The sequence below is a fragment of the Hominimerdicola alba genome (genome assembly GCF_900112155.1).
Taxonomy (GTDB): Bacteria; Bacillota; Clostridia; order Oscillospirales; family Ruminococcaceae; genus Hominimerdicola; species Hominimerdicola alba_D.
The window spans coordinates 1-22,977 of record NZ_FOKQ01000048.1 but is presented as its reverse complement, the minus strand read 5'-3'; the positions used below and the strand labels follow the sequence as shown (position 1 = coordinate 22,977).

Below are 22,977 nucleotides of genomic sequence, written 5' to 3'. Positions count from 1 at the left end.
TTTTTTGAAGAGGGCTTGGGGGTGTGCGCTCTGAAACAGCTTATTTCACCAGTTAATATGTTTTTTTACTCTGATGTTCGGATATGGTTAGAGGGTGCTGCGGTTGCAACAGCCTCTTTTTTTTATTTCAGCATAGACCTGACTTTATCATAGAAGCTCTCATATCTTTTCACGCTGGTCTTTATCGCAAGATCGGAGTTTGAATACTCTATCAGACCCGCTGCATCGACCCACTTATATTCAGTCGTTTCGCTTTCCTGCAAAACAACTGCATCCTTGTTACAATCTACCGAAGCTGTAAAACAATAAACCATGCTGTGACTTTTATCGCTGAATGAAATATTTATCAATTCCAGGCTGTCTGCTTTAAGACCTGTCTCTTCAAACAATTCACGTCTTGCACATTCTTCCGCAGTCTCACCATACAGTGCCGAACCGCCTGCACTTGCTTCCCAGTAACCGGGATAAACATCTTTGCAGGTATGTCGTTTACACAGAAGAAAAGTTCCGTCCTTATGCTGAACAAGTATATCGCTCACAAGATGATACCGACCATTCGGTATCTCAAGAAAGTTACCGTGTCTGCGCTCCCATACCTCTCCTGTCCTGTTTCCTTCACTGTCATACAGGTCCCATAATTCCATGATCATTCTCCTTTATCATACCTGTCAGATACATTTTCCGCCGCCGATGGCATCGCACCACCGCTTTTAAGGTAAGCATCAAGCAGCTGCTGAAGCATTCTGTCACGGTCGAATAGAAGCCTGTCAAGCTGATCCAGCTGTTTTTCCAGCAGAGATATGGAACGCTCATAAGCTTTTCTGCGCTCCTCGTATATAGCCAGACGCTTGTCAAATTCATCCTGCTTGCTTTCAAGCTGAACGAGCAGATCATCTATCTGACGGTTGCGCTCTTTCAGCATCTGTTTCAGTGCGATAACATCATCAGAAGAATAATCGTCGCCATAGACATCTATAAGAGCTTCATATATCGGTGCAATGGACTGATAGTGGAAATTCTTTTCCTCTGAGCCGTCTGCAAAAATATCATACATCGTTCTCGGAGATACATAGCCGCCGTGGTCGGCTACTATGTCCTGTATCTGCGGTATAGACATACCGTGCTGATTTTTGATCTCTTTGATCGTTTTGATTCTTTGTCTTAAAGTTCTTTCCATACCTGATCCTTTCAAAAAGCTTGCAGGAAACTTGCAAACTCATTTCATTGATTAATGCCCAGTAATCCTGTATAATTAATCATGCAGCTGTGCATTTCACCAGTGGAATATATAATACTAATAATCCAACTAATAAACTAGGTATTATTTTACCATATCTGAAATGCTTTGTCAATCAGATCAATACCGTTATTGCGCGATATTGCATCAATGTATAAAATTTTGAGGAGGTCGCAGTGATCTTATGATTATTGAGGAAAAAGAAGAACTGCTTGCAGCAAAGCTTGCAGACAGATTGAAGAAAGAAAAATTTAATGTTATTGCAGATGGCGCTGTACTGAAGGTACAGGACTATATATTCGTCCTTCAAAGCTCGAATGAACAGCCTAAACACTGCGGAGTCAGATATGAGATCCCTTCAGGATACGGTGAGGAGACCCTCTACAGCTACATAAAGATGACCGTATCTACACCACTGGAGAGAAAGATCGAAGACATGACAGTAGATACCATACTTTCCCTGGGAATATCCCGTGCACTGAAAGGATATCTTTATCTTGCCGAATCAATAGTGATGTGTGTAGCAAAGCCCGACAAACTGTATTGCCTGAGCAAGGATGTTTATCCTGAGATCGCGCAAAAATACGGCGTTGATATGTCATGCATAGAAAGAAGCATACGCCATGCTATCACCAAAGCCTATTCGGAAGACCCTGAACCCATGCGTGCGATGTTCAGAAGACCGATACAGCGTCCGAAATGTCAGGAGCTGATCGCCGAGTGTGCTGATACCATCAGGCGTGTGTTTTATTGAGATCAAAAAAAGGAAAAAGCCGGGCGAACTGTCCGGCTTAATTATCTGAAAATCAAAGTAATGTGATGTATTTCTGACGACTTTCGTACGGTGATAGTTGCGGTTATATCTTTATTTGAGATTGTAACCAAAACCGTTATTATTTTTTTCGGCAGACGATTTTTGAAAAAATTATTATTGCTATCCCTTTAGCACACTACTTCAAATGCCGGTATAATAATGAATATTTATTTGAGATGTATGCATATTCTGATGAAAACTGACATATTTATCAGGCTTACATATTTCACCCATGAAAATCTCAACTGCATAACAGACAGTCCAAACAAAGAAAAAACGGCAGGGAAAATTCCCTGCCGTAATGATGTTTAATTGAAACTGAGAAAAGTCAGTTTACTTTGAAACTATCCTATCTTTTCAACAGTATATCCCATTTTTTCAAGGAGGTTGTCAACGCCGTTTTCTCCTGCATAGTGAGCAGCGCCTACCATGAACAGGCAGTTCTTGCCAGACTTGATATACTCAGATGCCTTATCAGCCATATACTGGTTACGATCCTCTATCAGTGCCTTGTTATATGCATCATGGTCGTCAAGAAGATCTTCGGGAATCTCAGCGATTTCTTCTTCGGTTTCGCTTGTTATCTCGCCGTCGCCCTTAGCCCACTTATCAAAGAGTTCGCCAAAATCCGCTGCAAATCCGTCTATATCGTCTATCTCATCTATCATCTCGCTGATAGAATAGTCAGCATATTCATCTGTATAAGCAGTGAGACCCTCTGTCTGCATGGAAATATCTTCGATATTTATAACTTCCTTGCCGTCCTCATTTGCTTTAGCAATGAAATATACGTCTGTTCCTGAAAGCTGAAGATTTTCAAGACGCATAAGCATTACAACGGTCAGCTGATTTATCCAGTAACCCGCTCTGTACTGATCCAGCATCTCGTTATATGCGCCGATCTTGGTGAAATAATCCTTAGCCTTATTGTAAGTTTCCTCAGAGATATGATCCTTTACGGTAGTGCCATCGGAATATGTCATACCGCTAACGTACTCCATCTGAGCGTTGATATCATTCTGCAGAGCAGTTACATCATACTCAACAGCGATAGAATCACAGCTGTTGTATATATCCATCAGATCTGTAGGATAATCGGAAGCATCAGCTGGCATAACGTGAATAGTACCTAAAAGGTACATTGAATTGCCGCTTTCGGGATCGGTTACTTTCCACAGAGGAGGATCGATCTCCTTGGTGTCAATGAAGTCATTGATATCAGCAGTAGAACCTAAAGGATTCTCGGTTGTTTCCTGATCGGTGGTCTCAACTGTTTCCTCAGGAGTAGTTTCAGTGGTATCTTCATCACTTGTTACTACAGTCTCAGCAGGAGTTTCCTTTGCTTTAGAATCAGCCTTTGAAGAATCCTCTTCCTTTTTTCCGCATGATGCACAGGTAAATGCCATCATAAAAGCAACCGCTGCTACAAGAGCTTTGTTTTTCATTTTTAACTTTCCTTTCCTATAACGATACATAGTCTGTATCTTCATTTTATCGTTTATTATTTAACACACAAACATATACTAATATACAATTGCTTCCCTCATATGTCAATGATTTGTAATTACATTTCACTTAACCAACACAATAATTGTTATAATTGACCTCTGAGCATAATTGATTTTAACAAACATTTGTATATCATTACATTTAAAAATCATAGAAAAAGAGCTTTACACCACGTAAAAGCAGTGTAAAACTCTTTCCGAAAATATACACAGAAACCAAATTTTCGGGATATCTCCGACCAAAATCCACCTTGACATATCAGCGTTAATAATGATATAATTATCCTATGATCGGAAGCTTATTTATCGCGAGTACAGATATAGTCCTTCACCTTTTGCGAGCAGATAACAGAACTGTAAAGCCGCCAGCCGCCCGCAAGATTATAGCAGTCGTATCCGTTTCCGGATAAGATGCGGCAGGCGATATAACTGCGCAGACCGCTGTGGCAGTGTACATACACAGGTCTGTCCTTCGGGATTGAATCCAGTTCACCACGGAGAGAATCCAGTGGGATATTCACAAAGCCGTCTATCATTCCGCGGGCAACTTCGGTCTTGGTACGTACATCAAGCAGGGTGACACTTCCGTCCCGCGGCAGAGTTGCAACATCATGCCAGAAGAACTGCTTTACCGTGCCGTTTATGACATTTTCGGCAACGAAGCCCACCATATTCACAGGGTCTTTCGCACTTCCAAAAGGCGGCGCATAACAGAGTTCCAACTCTTTCAGATCGGTAACTTTTGCACCGAAACGTATCGCAGCCGCAAGAACGTCCATACGCTTGTCAACACCGTCATATCCCACTATCTGCGCACCTATCAGCTTATTGGTATGCTTATCCCAAAGCACCTTGACTGACATATTCTCCGCGCCGGGATAGTAACTTGCATGAGATGCCGAATATGTGTAGGTCTTATCAAATTCGATGTCCGCTTCCGCTGCGCGCTTTTCATTAAGACCCGTCACAGCAACGGTCATATCAAACAGCTTCAGCACTGAAGAACCCTGTGTTCCGCTGTATTCCGAGGGTATACCCGCGATATTATCAGCCGCGATTCGTCCCTGCTTGTTGGCAGGACCCGCAAGTGGAATGAAAGCTCCCCTGCCGGCAACAAAATCGCGGACTTCAACTGCATCACCCACCGCATAAATATCGGGTGAGCTCGTCTGCATATGGCTATTAACGATGATGCTCCCCCTGTCGTTGACATCTATTCCGCAGTTTGTTGCAAGTGAGGTCTCAGGTTTGACACCTACGGACAATATAACCATATCCGCATCGATGCTTCCACTCTGAAGTATCACTTGATTTTCGGTTATCTCATTTACGCCATTTTCAAGATAAAGCCCTATACCGCGGCTTCTGATATACTGATGAACATCAGCCGCCATATCGAGATCAAGCGGCGCGATAAGATGATCTGCAAGCTCAACTATAGATACTTCAATACCTGCATTCACAAGGTTTTCAGCCATTTCAACACCAATATAACCGCCGCCAGCGATAACAGCTTTTTTCGGCTTTTGGGTTTCAATGAAGTTCATTATCTTCATTGTATCGGGGATATTTCGCAGGGTGAAAACATGGGGCAGGTCAATGCCTTTGATCTTCGGACGTATAGGCTCAGCACCGGGAGAAAGTATAAGCCTGTCATAGCTTTCCTCATAAGTTTCCCCCGTATCGATATTGCGTATCTTTACGGTATGAGCCTCGGGAACGATCTCAACAGCCTCGTTTTTGATTCGGACATCAATGTTGAATCGCCTGTTGAAACTCTCGGGAGTCTGCAAAGTCAGCATTTTTCTGTCGGTGATCTTTCCGCCAATATAATATGGCAGACCACAGTTCGCAAAGGAGATGAATTCTCCCCTCTCAATAATGATTATTTCGTCATGTTCGTTCAAACGGCGAAGTCTTGCGGCTGCGGAAGCACCGCCCGCTACACCGCCAATAATTACAGTTTTCATAAATACCTCCGAAAGGATAGTTGTTATGTTTGAAAGTGTTTACAAGAAAGTTTTCCCCTTCTGGGATAATTTATCCGATGAAGACCGCAGTTTTATCTGTGCGAATTCGGCTAAAAAGACATTTGCAAAAGGCACAAATCTCCACAGCGGCAGCGACTGCTCGGGAGCGTTCTTTGTTTGTTCCGGAAGTCTGCGAGCATATATACTCTCGGAAGACGGCAAGGACGTAACACTCTACCGCCTGCACAAAGGGGATATGTGTATGCTGTCAGCTTCCTGCGTTTTGCAGACCATCACATTCGATGTGGCTGTTGATGCCGAAGAGGACAGCGAATGCATAGTCCTCAGCGGCACAGCCTTCAAGCAGATGTCGGAGAAATATCCTGATATCCGCATATTCGCTCTTGAGACTGCTGTATCCCGTTTTTCAGATGTTATGTGGGTAATGCAGCAGATACTTTTCATGAGCATGGACAAACGTCTTGCCATATTCCTGCACGATGAATCCGCCAGAACTTCTTCGGATACCATCTCCCTCACTCAGGAACAGATCGCAAAATATATCGGTTCTGCACGCGAGGTAGTTTCACGAATGCTCAAATACTTTACAGCTGAGGGGATAGTCGAAGTATCGCGAAAGGGTGTGCGTATCCTCGATAAGGAACGTCTGCGGAAGTTAGCTTTTTAACATATCAAGTATAACCGGCTTGGGTCTGAATCCTACCTCCTGCGCAGTGACCCTGCCGTTTTTCATAACAACGAGAGTCGGGATACTGATAACACCGAACTGTGCTGCAAGCTCAGGCTGCTCATCCACGTCGATCTTGCCTACGGTGAATTCGGAATGTTCGTCTGCTATCTGGTCAACCAGCGGCGACACCATTTTGCACGGACCGCACCATGTTGCGTAAAAATCCAGAAGAACAGGCTTTGTGCTGTTTACGATCTCCGTGAAATTTTCCTTTGTTACGTTCATTACTGCCATAGTGATTACTTCCTTTCTGTTTTATCATGTCTTCATTATACAATATCTACAGTCTTAAGTCTGTGACTTTGTCACTTTTTTGCCTTGCAGATAAGCTGTGTCATAGTACCCATCGGGCAGTAAACACACCATGAGCGCGGCTTGAAAAGCAGCATTGTCACAAAACCGAGTATCGTTGAAGTCAGCATTATGCTGTAAAAACCGAATGCGAACTGTGCTACTCCATCGGAGAACAGTGTGCCATGATATGCCCAGTGCCATGGTACTTTAAATGTCCATACAAGCTTGACTGTTTGTGAAAGAGGACGTCCGCCTGCAAACACCAGATAAGTGTTCCACAGCATCACGAAGAACATGGCGAAGAAGAATATCAGGAATCCGTATCGGAAAGCTTTTGACCTCATCCATTTCGGCATATCATGCTTTCTCGAAAGCCCGAATCGACCGCCCAGCATGGAGAACAGCTGTCCCCTGCCGCAGTATTTGTTGCAGTAAGCTTTGTTCCCGCGAACGATCGAGATTACCAGTGGTGTTATAAAACATATCATACCCAGCCAGGCGAAGAGTATATTCACAAAGCCCAGCAAAAGGTATGTCAGTGAGAATATCCAGAGGTAGTCATACCATTTCTTACGCTGTTTCATTCTGCACCACCCCCGATCTCAATTACGCTGGCGGGACATTCTTTTGCACATTTTCCACAGCCGACACAAAGTGCGCTGTCCACCACGGCAAACACACCGTCAGGAACACTTATCGCCGACTTCGGACAAACTCTTACACAACACCCGCAAGCCACACAAAGATCGGTATTTACGATAGCTTTTCGTTTCATATCATCGCCTCCGAGATATATTATATCCCATCGGGCTCTGCATTTCTGTGACAAAGTCACATTTGTCAGTATAAGTTTACTGCATTATTATAACTGCCTGATTTTACGTTATTAAAATGGAAATATTTATCAATTCTATCAAGGACATGATAACATATATTTTTATAAATGTCAATAATTTAGATATATTTTCTTAACTATTTTTATAAGTCAAAAACAAAACGAAGTCTATCCCATTGGAACAGACTTCGTTTATTTTCTACATTATGATACCGAACATGGGAACAATACAATATCATTTGCTTCGCTCGCCAATCAGTTCGATATACTTCTGCCGTGATATACCTCCGAATTTTTCAGCAAAGTCATCATATCCCGTACCTTTCGGAAGACCAAGAAATTTCATGACCATATCAAAACGTTCCCTGTTTTCGGGATAATGAAGATCTCCGCCATATATATGTTTCGGGTGTTTTTGCAGCAGCTGAGTCAGGGTCATACCGCAGTAAGCCCCGCTTATACCAAGTGATACTCCGCCATCGCTCCAGCTGCGCTCCTTCACCATATTCCTGATATCATCTGTTACATCTGCCCATGGTATCTCCATTGATACAAACCCCCATTCGATGTAAAGCGACATTGGCTCACGGGTCTTTTTTCCTTTTTTCTCGTTCTCCCTCAAAAACATCTCTGCTGTGAACGGCGTTATATGTTCGTTTTTGGTGACGATACGTGTAATGTGTATGCAGAACTCTATATCATCCGGAACCAGCTCTTTATGGTCAACTATCTTATGCCTGCCCCATATGATATCTCCGTCGGAGCATATTTTAGGCGGACAAAGTGGCATATCTTTGAGCTGCTGCGCTGTCATATCCTTATCAGTGGACACAAAATCGTACATTCTCACAATGATAGGCTGTGTCATCAGATGACGGAAAGAATGCTCTTTCGGCAGCTCGTCCCATTTCTCGATCTCCCGAGTTTTACCGAGTATCAGTCCGTAGGTGTAGTGCTCGCGGTCTTCCTGACAGCGGAAAATATCACCTGCTTTGAACTTCACCGTCTGATGTTTCAGACCCCTTATCTCAGCTATGCGCTGAAAATAGTCATCGGGACAGGTGGAAATATAGTACTGCATGAACTCATGGAAATCACTGTCATTCTGTATCTTCTTGATACGTTCGGTTTCTCCCATGTTGAGTACCTGCGAGTTGCGTCTGTTGCCTGCCCATATCGAAGTCCCCTCTTCCGGAATGGAAATGTCAACTTCGCAGCCGAAAGGATCGATAGCCATAAGATTTGTGGGGGTGATAGGCTTTGCACGTCCTCTGTCAGTCAGCGGCAGTATCATAGTCCTTTTATCGGTCTTCAGGTGTGTATCAAATTCGCAGTAGCCCTTTCTTACGCAGGTATCCTCATTGACGTAAGAATATTCCTCTATGACCTTGACTATCGTATCTCCATCATAGAACATAACTATACGCTTCCTCAAATTATGTAGAGCACTGTATATACACTCGGTCTCCCAGCTTTTATCTATCGGGTCCAGGGCAAGATAACGCCGTTCATCATCAGTCAGCATTATACAGTGATCACGATCTTTGAAATACTGTTCTGCCTTTGAAAGTGCTTTCTTCACAGGTGCCGCTTCCGCTTTTTTATCTGGAGCAGCAGCCTTTTCCGGCAGAAGTCTATCACCGCTGAAACTGCCGAAAATCCTGTTTACCGCATCATAGTTAACACCGAACTTTCCGCGCCAGAAATTCAGCGGGAAGAATGTCAGCCCGTCGCGCCCGAAGCCCTGTTCGTCCCTGTTAGTAAACTCATAAAGAAAGCCTTTCTTCTCATCGCTCTGAAATATACCGCACACCGAAAGTATACCGAGTATACAGTGTATAGCGTTGCCTGTTGCATCGAAGAATTTGCGCTTGCGGATCTCGGCAACAAGGGCGGTATCCATATTGTGTGACTTCATTTCATTTGCGCAGGCAAAAATGCCGTTGAGTATGCGATAGTCATCATCACATGGTTCCACCGCAGGAAGCTTTTCAAATTCACGCAGGTCGTTGAGTACGTACTCCGCACTGACATAATCGGGTTCACGTCCGTACTGCTTAGGCGGAAGATATCGGAAAACATTGAACTTGTTCCAGTCGATATTCTCACTTGTTTCCAGCCCGTGTGTACACCCGCAGACGATACACATTAGACTTCTCCAGCCGCCGGGTTCAACACCGTTGGATACAAACTCATGCTTTGGCAGAGTCTTTGCCCATAACAGAGATGATACAGCTGAACGATAGCGCATATCTCCGCTTGATAGACTGTAAAGAAAAGCTTTTGCAGTACTTTCAAGAGATATCCGTTCGGATAAATCTTTGATAGCCGTTACGATCTCATCATGTGTCATTTCGGAATCAGCCACAAAAACACCGCTTCTGACCGCATCAGATATATCAGCTTCCGAGGGCTGTCCCTCTGTTTTGTAGGAAAGATAGTATTTCTTCAATAACGTCAGTGCTTTTTTATCCGCCATAGCCTTGACCTCCTTTTTATAGATTAGTATAGCAAAATGTGGGTTTTATGTCAAGAAGTATTCTAAGGTATCTAAGGTAACTATCAAAAACGGATAGCCGTCTGATAAAGACGGTTATCCGTTTTGCGTGTATCAAATTAAATCAATGTCAGACTATCACTTTATGGTAACAGTCACAGCATTCTTGATAGCATTTGAGAAATACCATTTGCCGTCAACGTTTGCTGCGATCGCTACCTTGTAGGTCTTACTAGGGGTACTGCTAAAATCTTTTTACCTGCATAATTATATTGTCTCCTGAATTTCTGTTTTTAATGGTAAAATATCGATATTTCCATAAATCAGGATAGCACAATTCACTGCCGATGTCAATATTTTAAAGCTGGTTTTCCCGCTCATATGTTGCTTATCATAATAGAAAATCATATTAATTTATTTTTTTGATAAAGTATCTACAGTTCGTATTTAATGCAAGATCGCAGCCGTTTTTTTAGAAAAGTATAACACCCAAACTGTGAGATGTACACTAACTCACAAGCCTTCTATCCCTTGATATAGACCAGACAATTCAATCAATATCTTTCAATCAATAGAAACTAATCTATTCAAAATCACCAAATCTGATCTATCCGAAGTGTGTGCTCATACAAAAATGAAATATTTTGAATGAAAATGACTGAATTTTCTTGACTTTAGATAAAATATATGATATATTTACGTCAGAATCAATCACAATCATTCAATTTCAAGCACTAGAGGTGAACGAAAATGCTTACTGAAGAAAGACATTCGATAATCTTAAATTCAGTTAATTCTAAAAAAAGTGTACAGTTGAGCGAGCTTTGTGAGCTGCTGAATGCTTCTGAATCTACAGTAAGGCGAGATCTTAACGCCCTTGCAGAAAAGGGGCTTCTTTTAAAAGTACACGGCGGTGCGATATCTGTAAATGACTCATTTGTAGCAGAAGAACAGGATATCGAGAAAAAGTCAAAGCTGTTCAACGATGAAAAGCTGGCTATCGCAAGATATGCAGCTTCCCTGATAGATGACGGAGATTTCGTGTTCATCGACGCTGGTACTACTACCGAAAAGATGATCGACTTTATCCCCGATAAGAATGTGACTTTTGTGACCAACGCTTTTATCCACGCAAAAAAGCTGGCACAGCGAGGATTCAAGGTGTTCATTCCCGCAGGTGAGATAAAACTTTCGACCGAAGCTATTGTGGGTGCAGAATGCGTGAGCAGTCTGCAAAGCTACAACTTCACCAAAAGCTTTATCGGCGCAAACGGCATATCGCTTTCGGGAGATATCTCAACTCCAGACAGAAACGAGGCCAGCGTAAAAACGGCGGTGATAAGGAACAGCAGAACTGTTTATATTCTTGCAGACCATTCCAAATTCGAGCAGATAACATCAGTCACCTTTACTGATCTTGGACGGGTAATGATAATAACCGACAAGCTCGGTGACAAGAAATATTTGTCAGCAACAAATATCAAGGAGGTAATGTAAATGGTATACACGGTAACATTTAATCCTGCGATCGATTATGTTGTCCGCATGGAAGATCTGAAACTTGGAGAGGTGAACCGAACTTCCTACGAAGAAATGTTCTTCGGCGGCAAGGGAATAAACGTCTCGATAGTGCTGAATGAGCTTGGCATCAAGTCAAAAACGCTGGGTTTTACCGCAGGTTTTACGGGTGAAGCTATCGAAAACGGATTGAAGTCAATGGGAATAGATGCGGATTTTGTCAGACTTGAAAAAGGCAATTCACGAATAAATGTAAAGATAAAAGCTGCGGAAGAGACCGAGATAAATGGTCAGGGTCCTCACATTGATGACAATGCCCTCGAGGCACTTTTCAGGAAACTGGATAATTTGAAAGACGGCGACACGCTGATACTTGCAGGAAGTATCCCCAACAGTTTGCCTTCAGATATATACGAAAAGATCTTACAGCGGCTTTCGGGCAAAAATATCAAGACTGTTGTGGACGCTACAAAAGATCTTCTGCTGAACGTTCTGAAATATGAGCCCTTCCTTATCAAACCAAATAATCACGAGCTTGGTGAGATGTTCGGGTTAAAACTAACCACTATCGAAGAGATAGAAATATATGCAAGAAAGCTTCAGGAAAAAGGAGCAAAGAACGTTCTGATATCCATGGCTGGCGACGGCGCACTTCTTGTTGACGAAAACGGCAAAACTCACATCAGCGGAGTTTGCAAGGGCACCGTGAAAAATTCAGTGGGTGCAGGCGATTCAATGGTGGCAGGATTTGTGGCAGGTTCAAAAGACGGCAATTACAAATATGCTCTGAAGCTGGGAACAGCCGCAGGCGGTGCGACCGCATTTTCAGACGGACTTGCAACAAAAGAAAAAATAGCAGAGCTTTTGAATACGCTCTGAGAAAATATCAGAAGGAGGAAATTTTTATGAAAATAGTTGATTTGCTAAGTAAGAACAGCATACAGCTCGGCGCTTCACCGAAATCGAAGCACGAAGCAATAGATATGCTCATCGACCTTCAGGTCAAAGGCGGCAACATCGCCGACAAGGACGCATACAAAGCAGGCATTCTCGCAAGAGAAGAAAAAGGTTCTACAGCAGTTGGCGAAGGCATCGCTATCCCCCACGCAAAAAGTGATGCAGTAAAAGCTCCTTCTCTGGCGGCAATGACAGTTCCCGATGGTGTTGATTATGAAGCTCTCGATGACGAGCCTTCAAATCTGCTGTTTATGATAGCGGCACCAAACGATGGTGATGTTCATCTTGAAGTGCTTTCCCGCCTTATGACGATACTCATGGACGAGGATTTCAGAGAAAAGCTCCTTGGTGCAAAGAATGCGGACGAGTTCATAAAGATCATAGACGATATGGAAAAGGAAAAATATCCCGATGAGCCGAAAACAGAAAAGGCTTCGGCAAAGGGTTACAGAGTTCTTGCAGTAACAGCTTGTCCCACAGGTATTGCTCACACATATATGGCTGCTGAAGCGCTTGAAAAAGCAGGCAAGAAGCTGGGCATCACCATAAAGGTCGAAACAAACGGCTCCGGTGGTGCAAAGAATGTTCTCACCAAAGAGGATATCGAAAACTGTGACGGAATAATAATCGCTGCGGACAAAACCGTGGAAATGGCACGTTTTAACGGCAAGAAAATTATAAAGACCAAAGTTTCTGACGGTATAAAAATACCCGAAGAACTGATAAAACGAATCGAGGCAGGAGATGCTGCAGTGTATCATCACGAGGGCGGTGCAGACAGTCGCAGTTCATCTTCGGGCGATGATGAGAACTTCGGCAGAAAGCTGTACAAGCACCTGATGAACGGTGTATCGAATATGCTTCCTTTCACGGTAGCGGGCGGTATCTTCATAGCTCTGGCGTTCCTGATAGATTCCCTGGGCGGAGCACCCCAGGACGGCAACTTCGGTACCCATCTTGCAGCTGCGGCATGGTTCAAAACTATCGGCGGCTATGCATTCCAGTTTATGATACCGATACTTGCAGGATATATCGGTCTGAGTATAGCAGACAGGCCGGGACTTCTGGTTGGCATGGCAGGCGGCGCAATGGCATCAGTCGGCGCGACCTTTGCAAATCCCGGCGGAAATGTTCCCTCTGGCTTCCTGGGAGCTCTGCTGGCAGGATTCCTCGGCGGTTACCTTATGCTTGCTCTTGAAAAAGTCTGCAACGGTCTTCCAAAATCACTCAACGGAATCAAGCCCGTACTGATATATCCTCTTGGCGGACTTGGAATAGTTGCGATAATGATGTGTGCAGTAAACCCCATAATGGGTGTGCTCAACGAAGGACTGGCAAACCTGCTCACCAATATGGGCAGCTCCAGCAAGGTGCTTCTGGGCTTTGTACTGGGTGCAATGATGTCTATAGATATGGGCGGTCCCTTCAACAAAGCAGCATATGTATTCGGTACAGCAGCTATCGCTTCTGAAAACTTCGACATCATGGCAGCAGTTATGGTGGGCGGAATGGTTCCTCCTATCGCAATAGCTCTCGCTACTACTTTCTTTAAAAACCGCTGGACAGAAGATGAACTTAAAAACGGTCCCGTAAACTACATAATGGGTCTAAGCTTTATCACAGAGGGTGCTATCCCTTACGCAGCAGCTGACCCCACAAGAGTAATACCCTCATGCATGATAGGTGCAGGAACAGCAGGCGCACTTTCGATGGCATTCGGCTGCAGCCTCAGAGCACCTCACGGCGGTATATTCGTATTCCCAGTTGTGGGCAGTCCCATACAGTATATACTGGCACTTGCTATCGGTTCGATAGTTGGAATGTTCATGCTGGTACTTCTTAAAAAGAAGCAGCCTAAGGCAGAATAACACATCGACCCTGTGATCAAACAATCATTAAATCTATTTTTCAAAAAGGAGTGATCTTATATGGTATCCAAGAAAGTTGAGATCGTAAACGCAGAAGGTATGCACATGAGACCTGCGGGACTCATTGCAAAGGCAGTAAAGGCTCACCCTGACAGCGAAGTTATACTTAAAGCCGAGGGTAAAGACATCAAAGCTAAAGCAGTGATGCAGATCATGGCAGCAGGACTGAAAAAGGGCACCGTAGTCGAGATCGTGGTAAACGGCGGAGATGAACAGGCTGTTCTTGACGAGATCGCCAAAATGTTCGAGGACGGATTCGGCGAGTAAATTCCTATATAATTTTACTTATCATAAAATATTTTCATATCCCTGAAAAAACATTTCTAAACCTCTGAAGCAGTGTATTGTTCAAGATACACTGCTTTTGAGGTTTTAATTCTGAGCACAGGTTGAAGAAAAGAAACAAAGGAACAGCGTGCAGATTAAGAACTAAAAGTACGATACTACTGCCAGGTTATTTTTTTATTGCTATGCCTAGATAATAGAAAGAATTACCTTAGCTACACCGTCTGTGGTCTGCTAAGGTTATTTACGTCATTAAAGGAATCGTATATGAAAGTTTTTGAAAATTAGTAAAAATATATTGTTTTTCAATAAAATTCCATTGACAAACAGTTTTCGACGTGGTATAATGGTGTCACGGTTAAAATCCATGTGAAGTTTTCTTATTTGGAGAAAATCAAGTACGCTGGTGCTGTCTCAGGTGTTTGCCGCAGACTTTACGGCGGATGTAGTCGGGAACGAAACAGGCACGTGCGGTTCTCTCGACAGGGTGTGATGCTATGAAAAAAGAATCTAAAAAGACGCACGCGTACATTTAAGACACATAGACTAGGGAGGAAATTATGAAACAGACAACAAAACGAAAACTTATATACCTGGCGCTCTTTGTCGCCGTACTCATTACAGAGATACTGATCGGAATGTATGCTCACGGCTTTGTCCGCGCATATATCGGAGATGTTCTCGTTATGCCCGCGATGTACTTCTTCGTACGAATATTTACTGAAAAGTTCCCACGAACTCTCCCGCTGATACTATTCATCTTTGCCTGCGGAGTTGAGGTATCACAGTATTTCGAGCTTTACAAAGTTCTCGGATTCGCTCCGGGCAGCCTGCCCGCCATTTTAATCGGTACGGGCTTTGCGTGGGAAGACCTCCTGGCTTATGCTGCAGGGAGCTTGCTCAATGTTGCTGCTGCATTTTGTTTGGGCTCTGCCAGTAAAAACTGACTGCAATACCGTTTTAAAAAGCAATTATCCTCTGCTTGCAATTACTGTTTGCTTGATCTGATATAACAAAAACGGATAGCCGTCTTTTAGTGACGTATATCCGTTTTTCGTTTATCAAATTATATCAATATCACTTTATGGTAACGGTCATAGCATTTTTGATAGCGTTTGCAGTATCCCATTTGCCGCCAACTCTTGCCGCAATAGCGACTTTGTAAGTCTTGCCCGGGGTAAGATTCTTGGGAGTTGTATAGGTTGTGTCAGTGATATTCTGAGCCTGAACTCTCCACTTTCCTGCCAGATATACTGCTATGCGAATGAGCGTCTTACGATAAAAATAAAACTATTACAAATGCAGCCCGGAGAATGTTCTCTGAACTGCATTTCTGTTATGCTGCTTTGATAGCTTCATATCTTTCCGAAGAAAGAATTTTGTCCATCACAGCTTCTGGCGAACATTCGCCGCCTATCACCATATCGAACACCGCAGGGGAATAACCCGATACCAGTGCAGCACCTGTCTCGGAGCGAGTCACGGGTATCGAATCGCATCGGGAATTTACATTCCAGAATATCACCTCGGGAAGTTCGTAGCTATACCTGCGGTAGAGTTTTCTCATCTCGCGGAACATAGGCTCGCTGTTTCCGCCTATGATACAGCCGTCGAACTGCATATCCGATATGATATAAAGTTTTGAGGGCATCTCTTCCTGCTTAACCTTGTTATTTACTGCGGTGCGAAGTATCAGCGTGAACACAGCTTCAAGATCGGTATTTGCCACCTCGTTGAAAGTGCTGCAAAACTTCACCTTATCCACGATATCCTTACCCTCAATTTTTACCAGACGGGGGCTCTTGGAAAAGGTTATGAAGTGATCTGCGAAAACACCTTTGTTGTGTTCTGCGAAGTATATTCCCAATGAAAGCGCTGCATCGATGGGACGTATATCGCCCATGCCCCATGTCATAGAACCTGAACCATCGATTACTGCAAGGGCGTTTTCGCCTTTTGCAGCAGTCAGGTCGGGCAGAGACTTCCATGCTGTATCCAGCGACAGTCTTTCTTCGGTAGAGATCCCACCGTTAAGTACAGCACGTACTATATTATAAGGATAGAGCCTGCCTGCATTGAGCTTTGCTTCTCCTTTGTTTACCTTGTTCAGGTATTCGGTGTAGCGCTCGCCGTCATTTCGGATAAACGCATTTCTGTACTTGAACATCGCGCATGAAGGCTGTACCTCATATCTGAAAGTATAGTCACGTTCACGCAGACGATTTTCCAGGATATCAGTGTATTTTCTCAGTGCGGACAGAGTTTTTCTGTAGGCAGGTTCGCTCATTTCAAGCAATGCTGCCATACGTCTGCCCATATTGCGGGTAATTTTTGACGATGCATTAACCGAGGGCAGCCACTTTGCTAACAGTGATGCGGGCTGGTTTTCGTGCATAGCTTTGATATCATTATTCAGCTGAGCCTTTATGACACCAGCCGCATCTTTTTCCAGAGCAGTGCCAAGGAGTATGCACAGGTCGTCATATCTGCCGTATTCTGAGAACAGAGGTATATTCTTTCTAACCGATTCAGGTGCAAATTCTGCCAGAGCGGAAATGGCACAGCGGAAAAAACGTCTCTCCCCAAGACCGCCTCTTGCATCTCTGGCAAAGAAAATGGTCTTCATGGTCTTTTCGGGGGCTTCGGTGTATGCTCTGATGACTGTCTGCGCTATCTCCTCCTCGGAAGAATTGCGCATTGCGCCTGCCTTGAAAAACATATCAAGACAGTATGATCCGCTTGAACGGAATGCAGTTCCGCCGTTTTCGGTAAGTGTAATGTTTGCTTCTTTCTTCAAAAAGTTCAGCATAATTATTCTCCTTTCAAGTCAGCTTTTTCCATACGCTTTCGCGCAGGGCAGGATTCGAACCTGCGTATGACCGCTAAAAAATGCTGTTGCTGACTTATCACTTTTTTTCCCTCGGCACATTTTTTACTCAGCCCTTGTCGATTTACGATGGTTTCTGAGCCCCTTGACCATTGCTGTCAGTGCCGAAGTGTTTCTTTTTTACCAAGACGCTTTTATATTCTGGAAAAATATAGGTATATGCTGTTTGCGTCTTTTTTCACTCGGCTCGTCTTTTATGGCGGCGCTGTCGGAGCAGCACCTCCGCCGTGGAAATACTAATGCTGTGAGAGCCGAAAAATCATCTTTTTTTCTGCAAGGCACTTTTCATCATCGGAATACTATGATATCGACTGCTGTTAGTGCCTTAAATTCTTGACCGTCAGTATGGACGGTATTGGAGCAATTTTATAATATCCTTGTCTTTTATATAGTAAGGGATATTGTTATCCTCGCACCATTTTATGATCACGCTGTATCTGCAGCTTTCTTCAAACCTGTGATAAGCGCGGAAATTTTCACCGCCATCATCAAACACTCCCCAGAATACTTTTCCGAAATCCTGTTCGGGAAGATGTTTGAATATATTTGTAATACGCTTATTGTTGATACTGTCAACAAAAGCGTGCATAGCTTCATGCTGTTTTACTATCGGAAAAGGTATGGTATCACCGAGATATTCGGATTCTTCACTTCCCTTTTCGCAAATCAGGAATGTATCCGTATCAAAGAGATATGCAGTTGGCTCATATATCACTTTCATGCCGAGGGGATATTTTTCATTAACATCAAGCTTGGCGGAATACCCGAAGGTATACTGAAATAGCTCTTTTGTGATCTCCAGCTGCATGATCTTCGCTCCTTTTATCCTTTTACGACACCTACCGTGAACAGTCGCTTTACGGGTTCGGTGAGTTCCTGCTGATTCGCCATGACATCATCGATATCCTTATAGGCAAATCGTGACTCTTCGGGAACATCAGACTTCTTGCTTTTGGCAAGTACTACATTCTGCTCCTTGAGGTCTACCATGACCGATTCAACGGAGAACTTTTCCATAGCCGCAGTGCGTGAATATGCTCTTCCCGCGCCGTGTGAGGATGACATGAAGCTCTCCTCACAGCCCTTGCCGCGGACAATGTAGCTGTATGAACCCATTGCTCCGGGGATGATGCCCGGTTCACCATCGCGGGCACGTATAGCACCCTTGCGGTGTACCCAAAGGTTCTTTCCGAAGTGGTTTTCAAGCGCCGCATAGTTGTGATGGCAGTTTATCTCATCGGAGAATATGGGAGTTATACCTGTATTCTTTTCGATATGTTTAGCGAAAATCTCCTTGACCTTTCCGAGCATTATTGCACGGTTCTCGTATGCGAAATCCATGCAAAGCTGCATCCACGCAAGGTATCTTTTTCCCTCATCGGTGTCCGCAGGCAGAAACGGCAGGTTCCACTCGGAAGGCACAGATGAGAACCATCTGTCATTTAGCTCATGGGCTATCTTATTGAAATACTGACCGACGATATTACCGAAATGACGGCTGCCCGAATGGAGCATTATGCCGCACATACCCTCGTCGTCCTGCTGTATTTCAATGAAATGATTTCCGCCGCCGAGAGTACCTGCCTGAAAGTAACCTTCCTCTATCTGAGGTATAAGCGCTTTGTCGGCTTCATATTTACCCATTTCAGCTTTTGCACGGTCAAGAACTTCGGAAGCCTGAGCCGTCTTGTAATGGTTATAGCCTGTGGGGATATTTCTGAGTATATCTCCGCAGATGGTTTTTACCAGATCACCGCTTCCCGTCATTGTCTCACGCAGGAGAGCTGCGGGGATATCGGTTTGTACGTAAGCCATTCCGCAGCCGATGTCAACTCCAACTGCATTGGGTATCACTGCGTTTTCGCAGGCGATGACGCCTCCGATGGGCATACCCTTTCCCGCATGGGTATCTGGCATGAGAGCTATCCACTTTTCTGCAAATGGCAATTTAGCCAGATGCTCAGCCTGAGCTATGCATTTCTCATCTATCGCCTCAATACCGCTTTGCCATATTTTTATAGGGAGCATTCCCTCATCGTTATTATAATGGATAAACATATTCTTCACTTCTTTCGTGCTCTTTGTTTTTGTTTGTTCTCTTTAGCTTGATCAAAGTATACCACAGTCTTACAGAATAATCATATAAAATTTTCTGCACACCTTATCAGAGGATGCAAGTTTGTCATATCTTTGATACCGAGCTTTACATTTTTTTCGAGATATGCTATTATATAAATGTAAGAAAGGAGTGTGTACCATGGCAGGATTTTCAGAACTTATCAAGAATTTCGGCAAGACCCGTGATTATATCCGTGACTTTTTCATATACGGCTGCAAGGTAAGGAGCGACTTTAACCGCAAGAGTTTACGAACCTACAGTGACGAAAAACGCCGTGTGGAAAGCTGGATGGGCGATTATATGCGCTATGATGAGTCAGTGCGCGGCAGAAGCGTTTCCATATCCGTTGACAGCTGCCATATTCCCGAGAACCCGCTGTATAACGCTTTTTATTCCAAGAGTTTCACAGACAATGATATGGTGCTGCATTTTCTGCTGACGGATATACTCTCAGACGGACATTACAGGGCGCTAAAAGATATTGTCGATGAACTCAACAACGAGTACTCCATGCTTTTTGATGAACAGACCGTCAGAAACAAGCTAAAGGAGTATACACAGGAAGGTCTGATTTTGACCGAGAAGCGCGGCAAGACACTTTACTATTCCCTTTGCGGTGACAGGACCGATGAGTATATAAACCGATTCGAGGGACTTGACGATGCGCTGAAATACTTCTCCGAAACACAGCATTTCGGCGTTATCGGAAACAGCATACTTAAGTCAGTCGGTATGAATAACGATCTGTTTTTCATAAAACACAATTATATTATACATACGCTGGAAGATATACTGATACCCGATATCCTGTCTGCCATTGACGAAAAAAGGTATATCACCCTGCGCACATTTTCGGCAAATAAGAGTAGTGACAGCGATGATTCAGGGCGTGAAGCTCAGGCTGTGCCGATGCAGATACTTATATCTGTACAGACAGGACGCCGATATCTGGCGGCATATATTCCTGCGGTCAAGAGGTTTTCAGCCTTCCGGCTTGACTATATAAAGACCGTAAAAAAGAGTACGGTATGTGAAAAGTATAATGAACTGAAAGACAAGTACGAGAAGAATATATCACGTTGTTTCGGAGTATCCTTCGGGAAACGAAAAGATATGGGCACTGTAGCGCCCATGAAGATAACCTTCTATGCGGATGAAGAAAAAGAGCCCCACATCATAGAACGACTTCATAGAGAGAAGCGCTGCTGTATTCTTGAAAAGAGCGGCGAACATCTTTACACGCTGACGGCAGATGTTTTCGACCCGAATGAGATGATGCAGTGGGTAAAGACATTTATCGGCAGGATAGTGAAGATAGAGGGCGGCACCAGTGAGATAATACAGCGCTTTTACAAAGATATCATACGTATGGAAAAAATGTATGGCGGTGATGATGATGAACATATTCAGTGAGATATACGGCACTTATTTCAGGATAACGGCTAAGCTTCTGGAAAATGAACTGACTGACGAAAAGACTGTTCGTGAAACAGTGATGCGTGAGGGATTTAAGGATACTGTGCTTTTTCTTCCACAGAAACTTATCCCCGGCAGTGACAGCACAGGACTTTTTCAGCGCACAGAAGACGGCAAACTTCGGCGCATAACAAAAAATCCGCCTGCAAAACTGCTTACGGGCATACAGAAAAGATGGCTTAAAGCAAAGCTTTCCGACCCGAGGATAAGGCTGTTCATAGATGATGATGTTATTGCGGAGCTGAATGAAACGCTTGGGAATATACCTGCACTTTATAAACAGGAACATTTCCGTTTTACCGACCGATTTTCCGACAGCGACGATTATCAGGATGAAGAATATATAAGCCATTTCCGCACAGCACTGAAAGCTGTCAAACGCAGGAGCATTGTTTATGTTGATTTCATTTCGGGTCACGGCAGGAAAATGAGTGGAAAATTCGTGCTGCTGAAACTTGAATACTCTCCCAAGAACGACAAGTTCAGAGCTTACTGCTATCTTCTGAGAAACGATAAGATCAAAAGCAGCGGTATAATTAATATCGGACGTATCACAAATATAACTGATACAGGACGCATATTCAGAACTCCTGTATCAACTGATGACTATTTTCAAAGCCGCAAATGCAGGACTCCTGCTGTCATAAGAGTGACATCGGAGCGCAACGGTGTTGAACGATTCATGACTGAATTCGCTTCCTACGAAAAGCACACTGTAAGAGATACTCAGACGGGTGAATATACTGTCGAACTGTGGTATGATGAACAGGACGAAACAGAAGTGCTGATACGCTTGCTGAGTTTCGGACCAGTTATAGAGATCATGGGACCTGCTCATCTCAGGGAAAATGCAAAACAGCGCATAAGGAAACAGTTCGAGTATATCATGCAGAACGATAGTGAGCGTAAATATGATTTCTGATAGATGGCGAACTTGTATCGCAGGCAGTCGTGTCTGAGAAAGCTGTTGACACGGTCACAAGGCACCTGCTATGGAGTTTCAGGAGTACGCTGAAGTAAAACTGATCCCCACATCATATACCGGAATTAGACAATCAGAAAAAATCTAACCTGTTTTCGTTCATAAAAAGCCGAACAATATCACCAGCCGTTAGGTGCAGACACTCATCAATGTTTTTGATATTAATGCTCTCATTTCTCCCAAGCTTGATTAAGCCTAATACCTAAAATATGATTTCAAGCATTTATATAAAATCATCATGATGTCAATTGACATCATGATTACTGCTGTGATATAATTATGTTATACTAATTAAGCAACGGCGCTGAGTTTATTCAGCGCCGTTTTTGTTTTGAGGTGAGTTCTATGACAGCACGTAAAATACTTCCCCCCATCGGAGCAAGGATAATCAAATCGTCTGCTGCTGTGGCTTTGTGCATGATGGTGTATTATATACGAACGCATCTTCCCGTAGGTAATGGCATACCATTCTACAGCGCCCTTGCGGCACTCTGGTGCTTACAGCCCAGTTCAGATACCGCCAAGCACAATGCTGGACAGCGTTCCATAGGTACATTCATCGGTGCTCTGTACGGATTGATATTTATCTTACTGTTGCGTATCATCGGAATTACCGAAGCTATGCGAGTGTATCTTCTGGCATCACTTATGATCATACCGGTCATCTATCTGACCGTTGTACTTGATAAGAAAAATGCCTCTTTCTTCTCATGTGTGGTATTTCTCAGCATCGCCCTGACCCATTCTTTCGATGATGACCCTTACCTGTTCGTCTTCAACCGTGTGCTTGATACACTGATAGGCATCGGCATAGGGCTTATGGTGAATAATTTCCATCTTCCCGTAAAGCATGACAGCGAGACCCTATACATCAGCGGAATAGATTCTGTACTAATCCCTGAAGACCATTCTGCGGCTT

At 43.7% G+C, this 22,977-nt stretch carries 21 protein-coding genes and 1 pseudogene; 10 read left to right on the top strand and 12 right to left on the bottom strand.

Annotated elements, in window-relative coordinates; translation table 11 throughout:
* Positions 1 to 122: 122 nt before the first annotated feature.
* Together BM265_RS17115 and BM265_RS17110 are read right to left on the bottom strand one after the other, a co-directional pair.
* On the bottom strand, positions 123 to 644 hold the full coding sequence (locus BM265_RS17115) for an NUDIX hydrolase (RefSeq protein WP_177219626.1): 522 nt from the start codon (positions 642 to 644) through the stop codon (positions 123 to 125).
* Positions 645 to 646: 2 nt separating this feature from the next.
* Positions 647 to 1,177: a hypothetical protein gene (locus BM265_RS17110; protein ID WP_074963193.1), complete on the bottom strand. Its 531-nt coding sequence runs from the start codon at positions 1,175 to 1,177 to the stop codon at positions 647 to 649.
* 244 nt (positions 1,178 to 1,421) lie between these two features.
* On the opposite strand from BM265_RS17110, the gene BM265_RS17105 reads away from it, so the two are divergent.
* Positions 1,422 to 1,991, top strand: coding sequence for a sporulation initiation factor Spo0A C-terminal domain-containing protein (locus BM265_RS17105; protein WP_074963192.1), 570 nt, complete (start codon positions 1,422 to 1,424; stop codon positions 1,989 to 1,991).
* 404 nt (positions 1,992 to 2,395) lie between these two features.
* Here the strand turns inward: BM265_RS17105 and BM265_RS17100 are convergent, their stop codons facing one another.
* Together BM265_RS17100 and BM265_RS17095 are read right to left on the bottom strand one after the other, a co-directional pair.
* Positions 2,396 to 3,496 carry a TraB/GumN family protein gene (locus BM265_RS17100; RefSeq protein WP_074963191.1) on the bottom strand — a complete coding sequence of 367 codons (1,101 nt, stop codon included), beginning with the start codon at positions 3,494 to 3,496 and terminating at the stop codon, positions 2,396 to 2,398.
* 362 nt (positions 3,497 to 3,858) lie between these two features.
* The gene (locus BM265_RS17095; protein WP_074963190.1) at positions 3,859 to 5,529 is read right to left on the bottom strand and encodes an FAD-dependent oxidoreductase; all 1,671 of its coding nucleotides are present in this window, start codon (positions 5,527 to 5,529) and stop codon (positions 3,859 to 3,861) included.
* Positions 5,530 to 5,554: 25 nt separating this feature from the next.
* On the opposite strand from BM265_RS17095, the gene BM265_RS17090 reads away from it, so the two are divergent.
* A complete protein-coding gene (locus tag BM265_RS17090) occupies positions 5,555 to 6,217 on the top strand; it encodes a Crp/Fnr family transcriptional regulator (RefSeq protein WP_074963189.1) in 663 nt (220 codons plus the stop codon).
* Here the strand turns inward: BM265_RS17090 and trxA are convergent.
* The 4 genes from trxA to BM265_RS17070 form a co-directional block, all read right to left on the bottom strand.
* The gene (trxA, locus tag BM265_RS17085) at positions 6,206 to 6,514 is read right to left on the bottom strand and encodes a thioredoxin (protein WP_074963188.1); all 309 of its coding nucleotides are present in this window, start codon (positions 6,512 to 6,514) and stop codon (positions 6,206 to 6,208) included. The two genes, BM265_RS17090 and trxA, sit on opposite strands and share 12 nt — an antisense overlap.
* 71 nt (positions 6,515 to 6,585) lie before the next feature.
* Complete coding sequence (locus BM265_RS17080; RefSeq protein ID WP_074963187.1) at positions 6,586 to 7,158, bottom strand: 4Fe-4S binding protein; 573 nt, start codon at positions 7,156 to 7,158, stop codon at positions 6,586 to 6,588.
* A complete protein-coding gene (locus BM265_RS17075; protein WP_074963186.1) occupies positions 7,155 to 7,349 on the bottom strand; it encodes a 4Fe-4S binding protein in 195 nt (64 codons plus the stop codon). Before BM265_RS17075 ends, BM265_RS17080 begins: the two co-directional genes overlap by 4 nt.
* Positions 7,350 to 7,644: 295 nt before the next feature.
* The gene (locus BM265_RS17070) at positions 7,645 to 9,888 is read right to left on the bottom strand and encodes an immunity 26/phosphotriesterase HocA family protein (protein ID WP_074963185.1); all 2,244 of its coding nucleotides are present in this window, start codon (positions 9,886 to 9,888) and stop codon (positions 7,645 to 7,647) included.
* 768 nt (positions 9,889 to 10,656) lie between these two features.
* Between BM265_RS17070 and BM265_RS17065 the strand changes: the two genes are divergently transcribed.
* The 5 genes from BM265_RS17065 (at position 10,657) to BM265_RS17045 (ending at position 15,541) form a co-directional block, all read left to right on the top strand.
* Entirely contained in the window at positions 10,657 to 11,403 is a 747-nt protein-coding gene (locus BM265_RS17065) for a DeoR/GlpR family DNA-binding transcription regulator (RefSeq protein ID WP_074963184.1), read from the top strand.
* Positions 11,404 to 12,303 carry a 1-phosphofructokinase gene (gene pfkB, locus BM265_RS17060; RefSeq protein WP_074963183.1) on the top strand — a complete coding sequence of 300 codons (900 nt, stop codon included), beginning with the start codon at positions 11,404 to 11,406 and terminating at the stop codon, positions 12,301 to 12,303.
* Between the two features lie 26 nt (positions 12,304 to 12,329).
* Entirely contained in the window at positions 12,330 to 14,249 is a 1,920-nt protein-coding gene (locus tag BM265_RS17055) for a PTS fructose transporter subunit IIABC (protein ID WP_074963182.1), read from the top strand.
* Positions 14,250 to 14,309: 60 nt separating this feature from the next.
* The gene (locus BM265_RS17050) at positions 14,310 to 14,576 is read left to right on the top strand and encodes an HPr family phosphocarrier protein (protein ID WP_074963181.1); all 267 of its coding nucleotides are present in this window, start codon (positions 14,310 to 14,312) and stop codon (positions 14,574 to 14,576) included.
* A 578-nt stretch (positions 14,577 to 15,154) separates the two neighbouring features.
* Entirely contained in the window at positions 15,155 to 15,541 is a 387-nt protein-coding gene (locus tag BM265_RS17045) for a ribosomal maturation YjgA family protein (RefSeq protein WP_074963180.1), read from the top strand.
* A gap of 130 nt (positions 15,542 to 15,671) precedes the next feature.
* On the opposite strand, the pseudogene BM265_RS20780 reads toward BM265_RS17045, so the two are convergent.
* From BM265_RS20780 to BM265_RS17025, 4 genes and pseudogenes are all read right to left on the bottom strand, one after another.
* A pseudogene (locus BM265_RS20780) lies at positions 15,672 to 15,854 on the bottom strand (BspA family leucine-rich repeat surface protein); the annotation flags it as partial.
* Positions 15,855 to 15,930: 76 nt separating this feature from the next.
* Complete coding sequence (locus BM265_RS17035; protein WP_081358511.1) at positions 15,931 to 17,403, bottom strand: DUF2828 family protein; 1,473 nt, start codon at positions 17,401 to 17,403, stop codon at positions 15,931 to 15,933.
* Positions 17,404 to 17,821: 418 nt separating this feature from the next.
* Positions 17,822 to 18,289: a hypothetical protein gene (locus BM265_RS17030; RefSeq protein ID WP_074963178.1), complete on the bottom strand. Its 468-nt coding sequence runs from the start codon at positions 18,287 to 18,289 to the stop codon at positions 17,822 to 17,824.
* 14 nt (positions 18,290 to 18,303) lie between these two features.
* The gene (locus BM265_RS17025; RefSeq protein WP_074963177.1) at positions 18,304 to 19,539 is read right to left on the bottom strand and encodes an RtcB family protein; all 1,236 of its coding nucleotides are present in this window, start codon (positions 19,537 to 19,539) and stop codon (positions 18,304 to 18,306) included.
* Positions 19,540 to 19,738: 199 nt separating this feature from the next.
* Here BM265_RS17025 and BM265_RS17020 point away from each other — a divergent pair, with 199 nt between their 5' ends.
* From BM265_RS17020 to BM265_RS17010, 3 genes are all read left to right on the top strand, one after another.
* The gene (locus tag BM265_RS17020; protein WP_074963176.1) at positions 19,739 to 21,013 is read left to right on the top strand and encodes a WYL domain-containing protein; all 1,275 of its coding nucleotides are present in this window, start codon (positions 19,739 to 19,741) and stop codon (positions 21,011 to 21,013) included.
* Positions 20,997 to 21,998 carry a WYL domain-containing protein gene (locus BM265_RS17015; RefSeq protein WP_074963175.1) on the top strand — a complete coding sequence of 334 codons (1,002 nt, stop codon included), beginning with the start codon at positions 20,997 to 20,999 and terminating at the stop codon, positions 21,996 to 21,998. The genes BM265_RS17020 and BM265_RS17015 overlap by 17 nt, the downstream gene beginning before the upstream one ends.
* 405 nt (positions 21,999 to 22,403) lie before the next feature.
* Positions 22,404 to 22,977: FUSC family protein (locus tag BM265_RS17010; RefSeq protein WP_177219625.1), on the top strand; the 574-nt coding region annotated here is incomplete at its 3' end.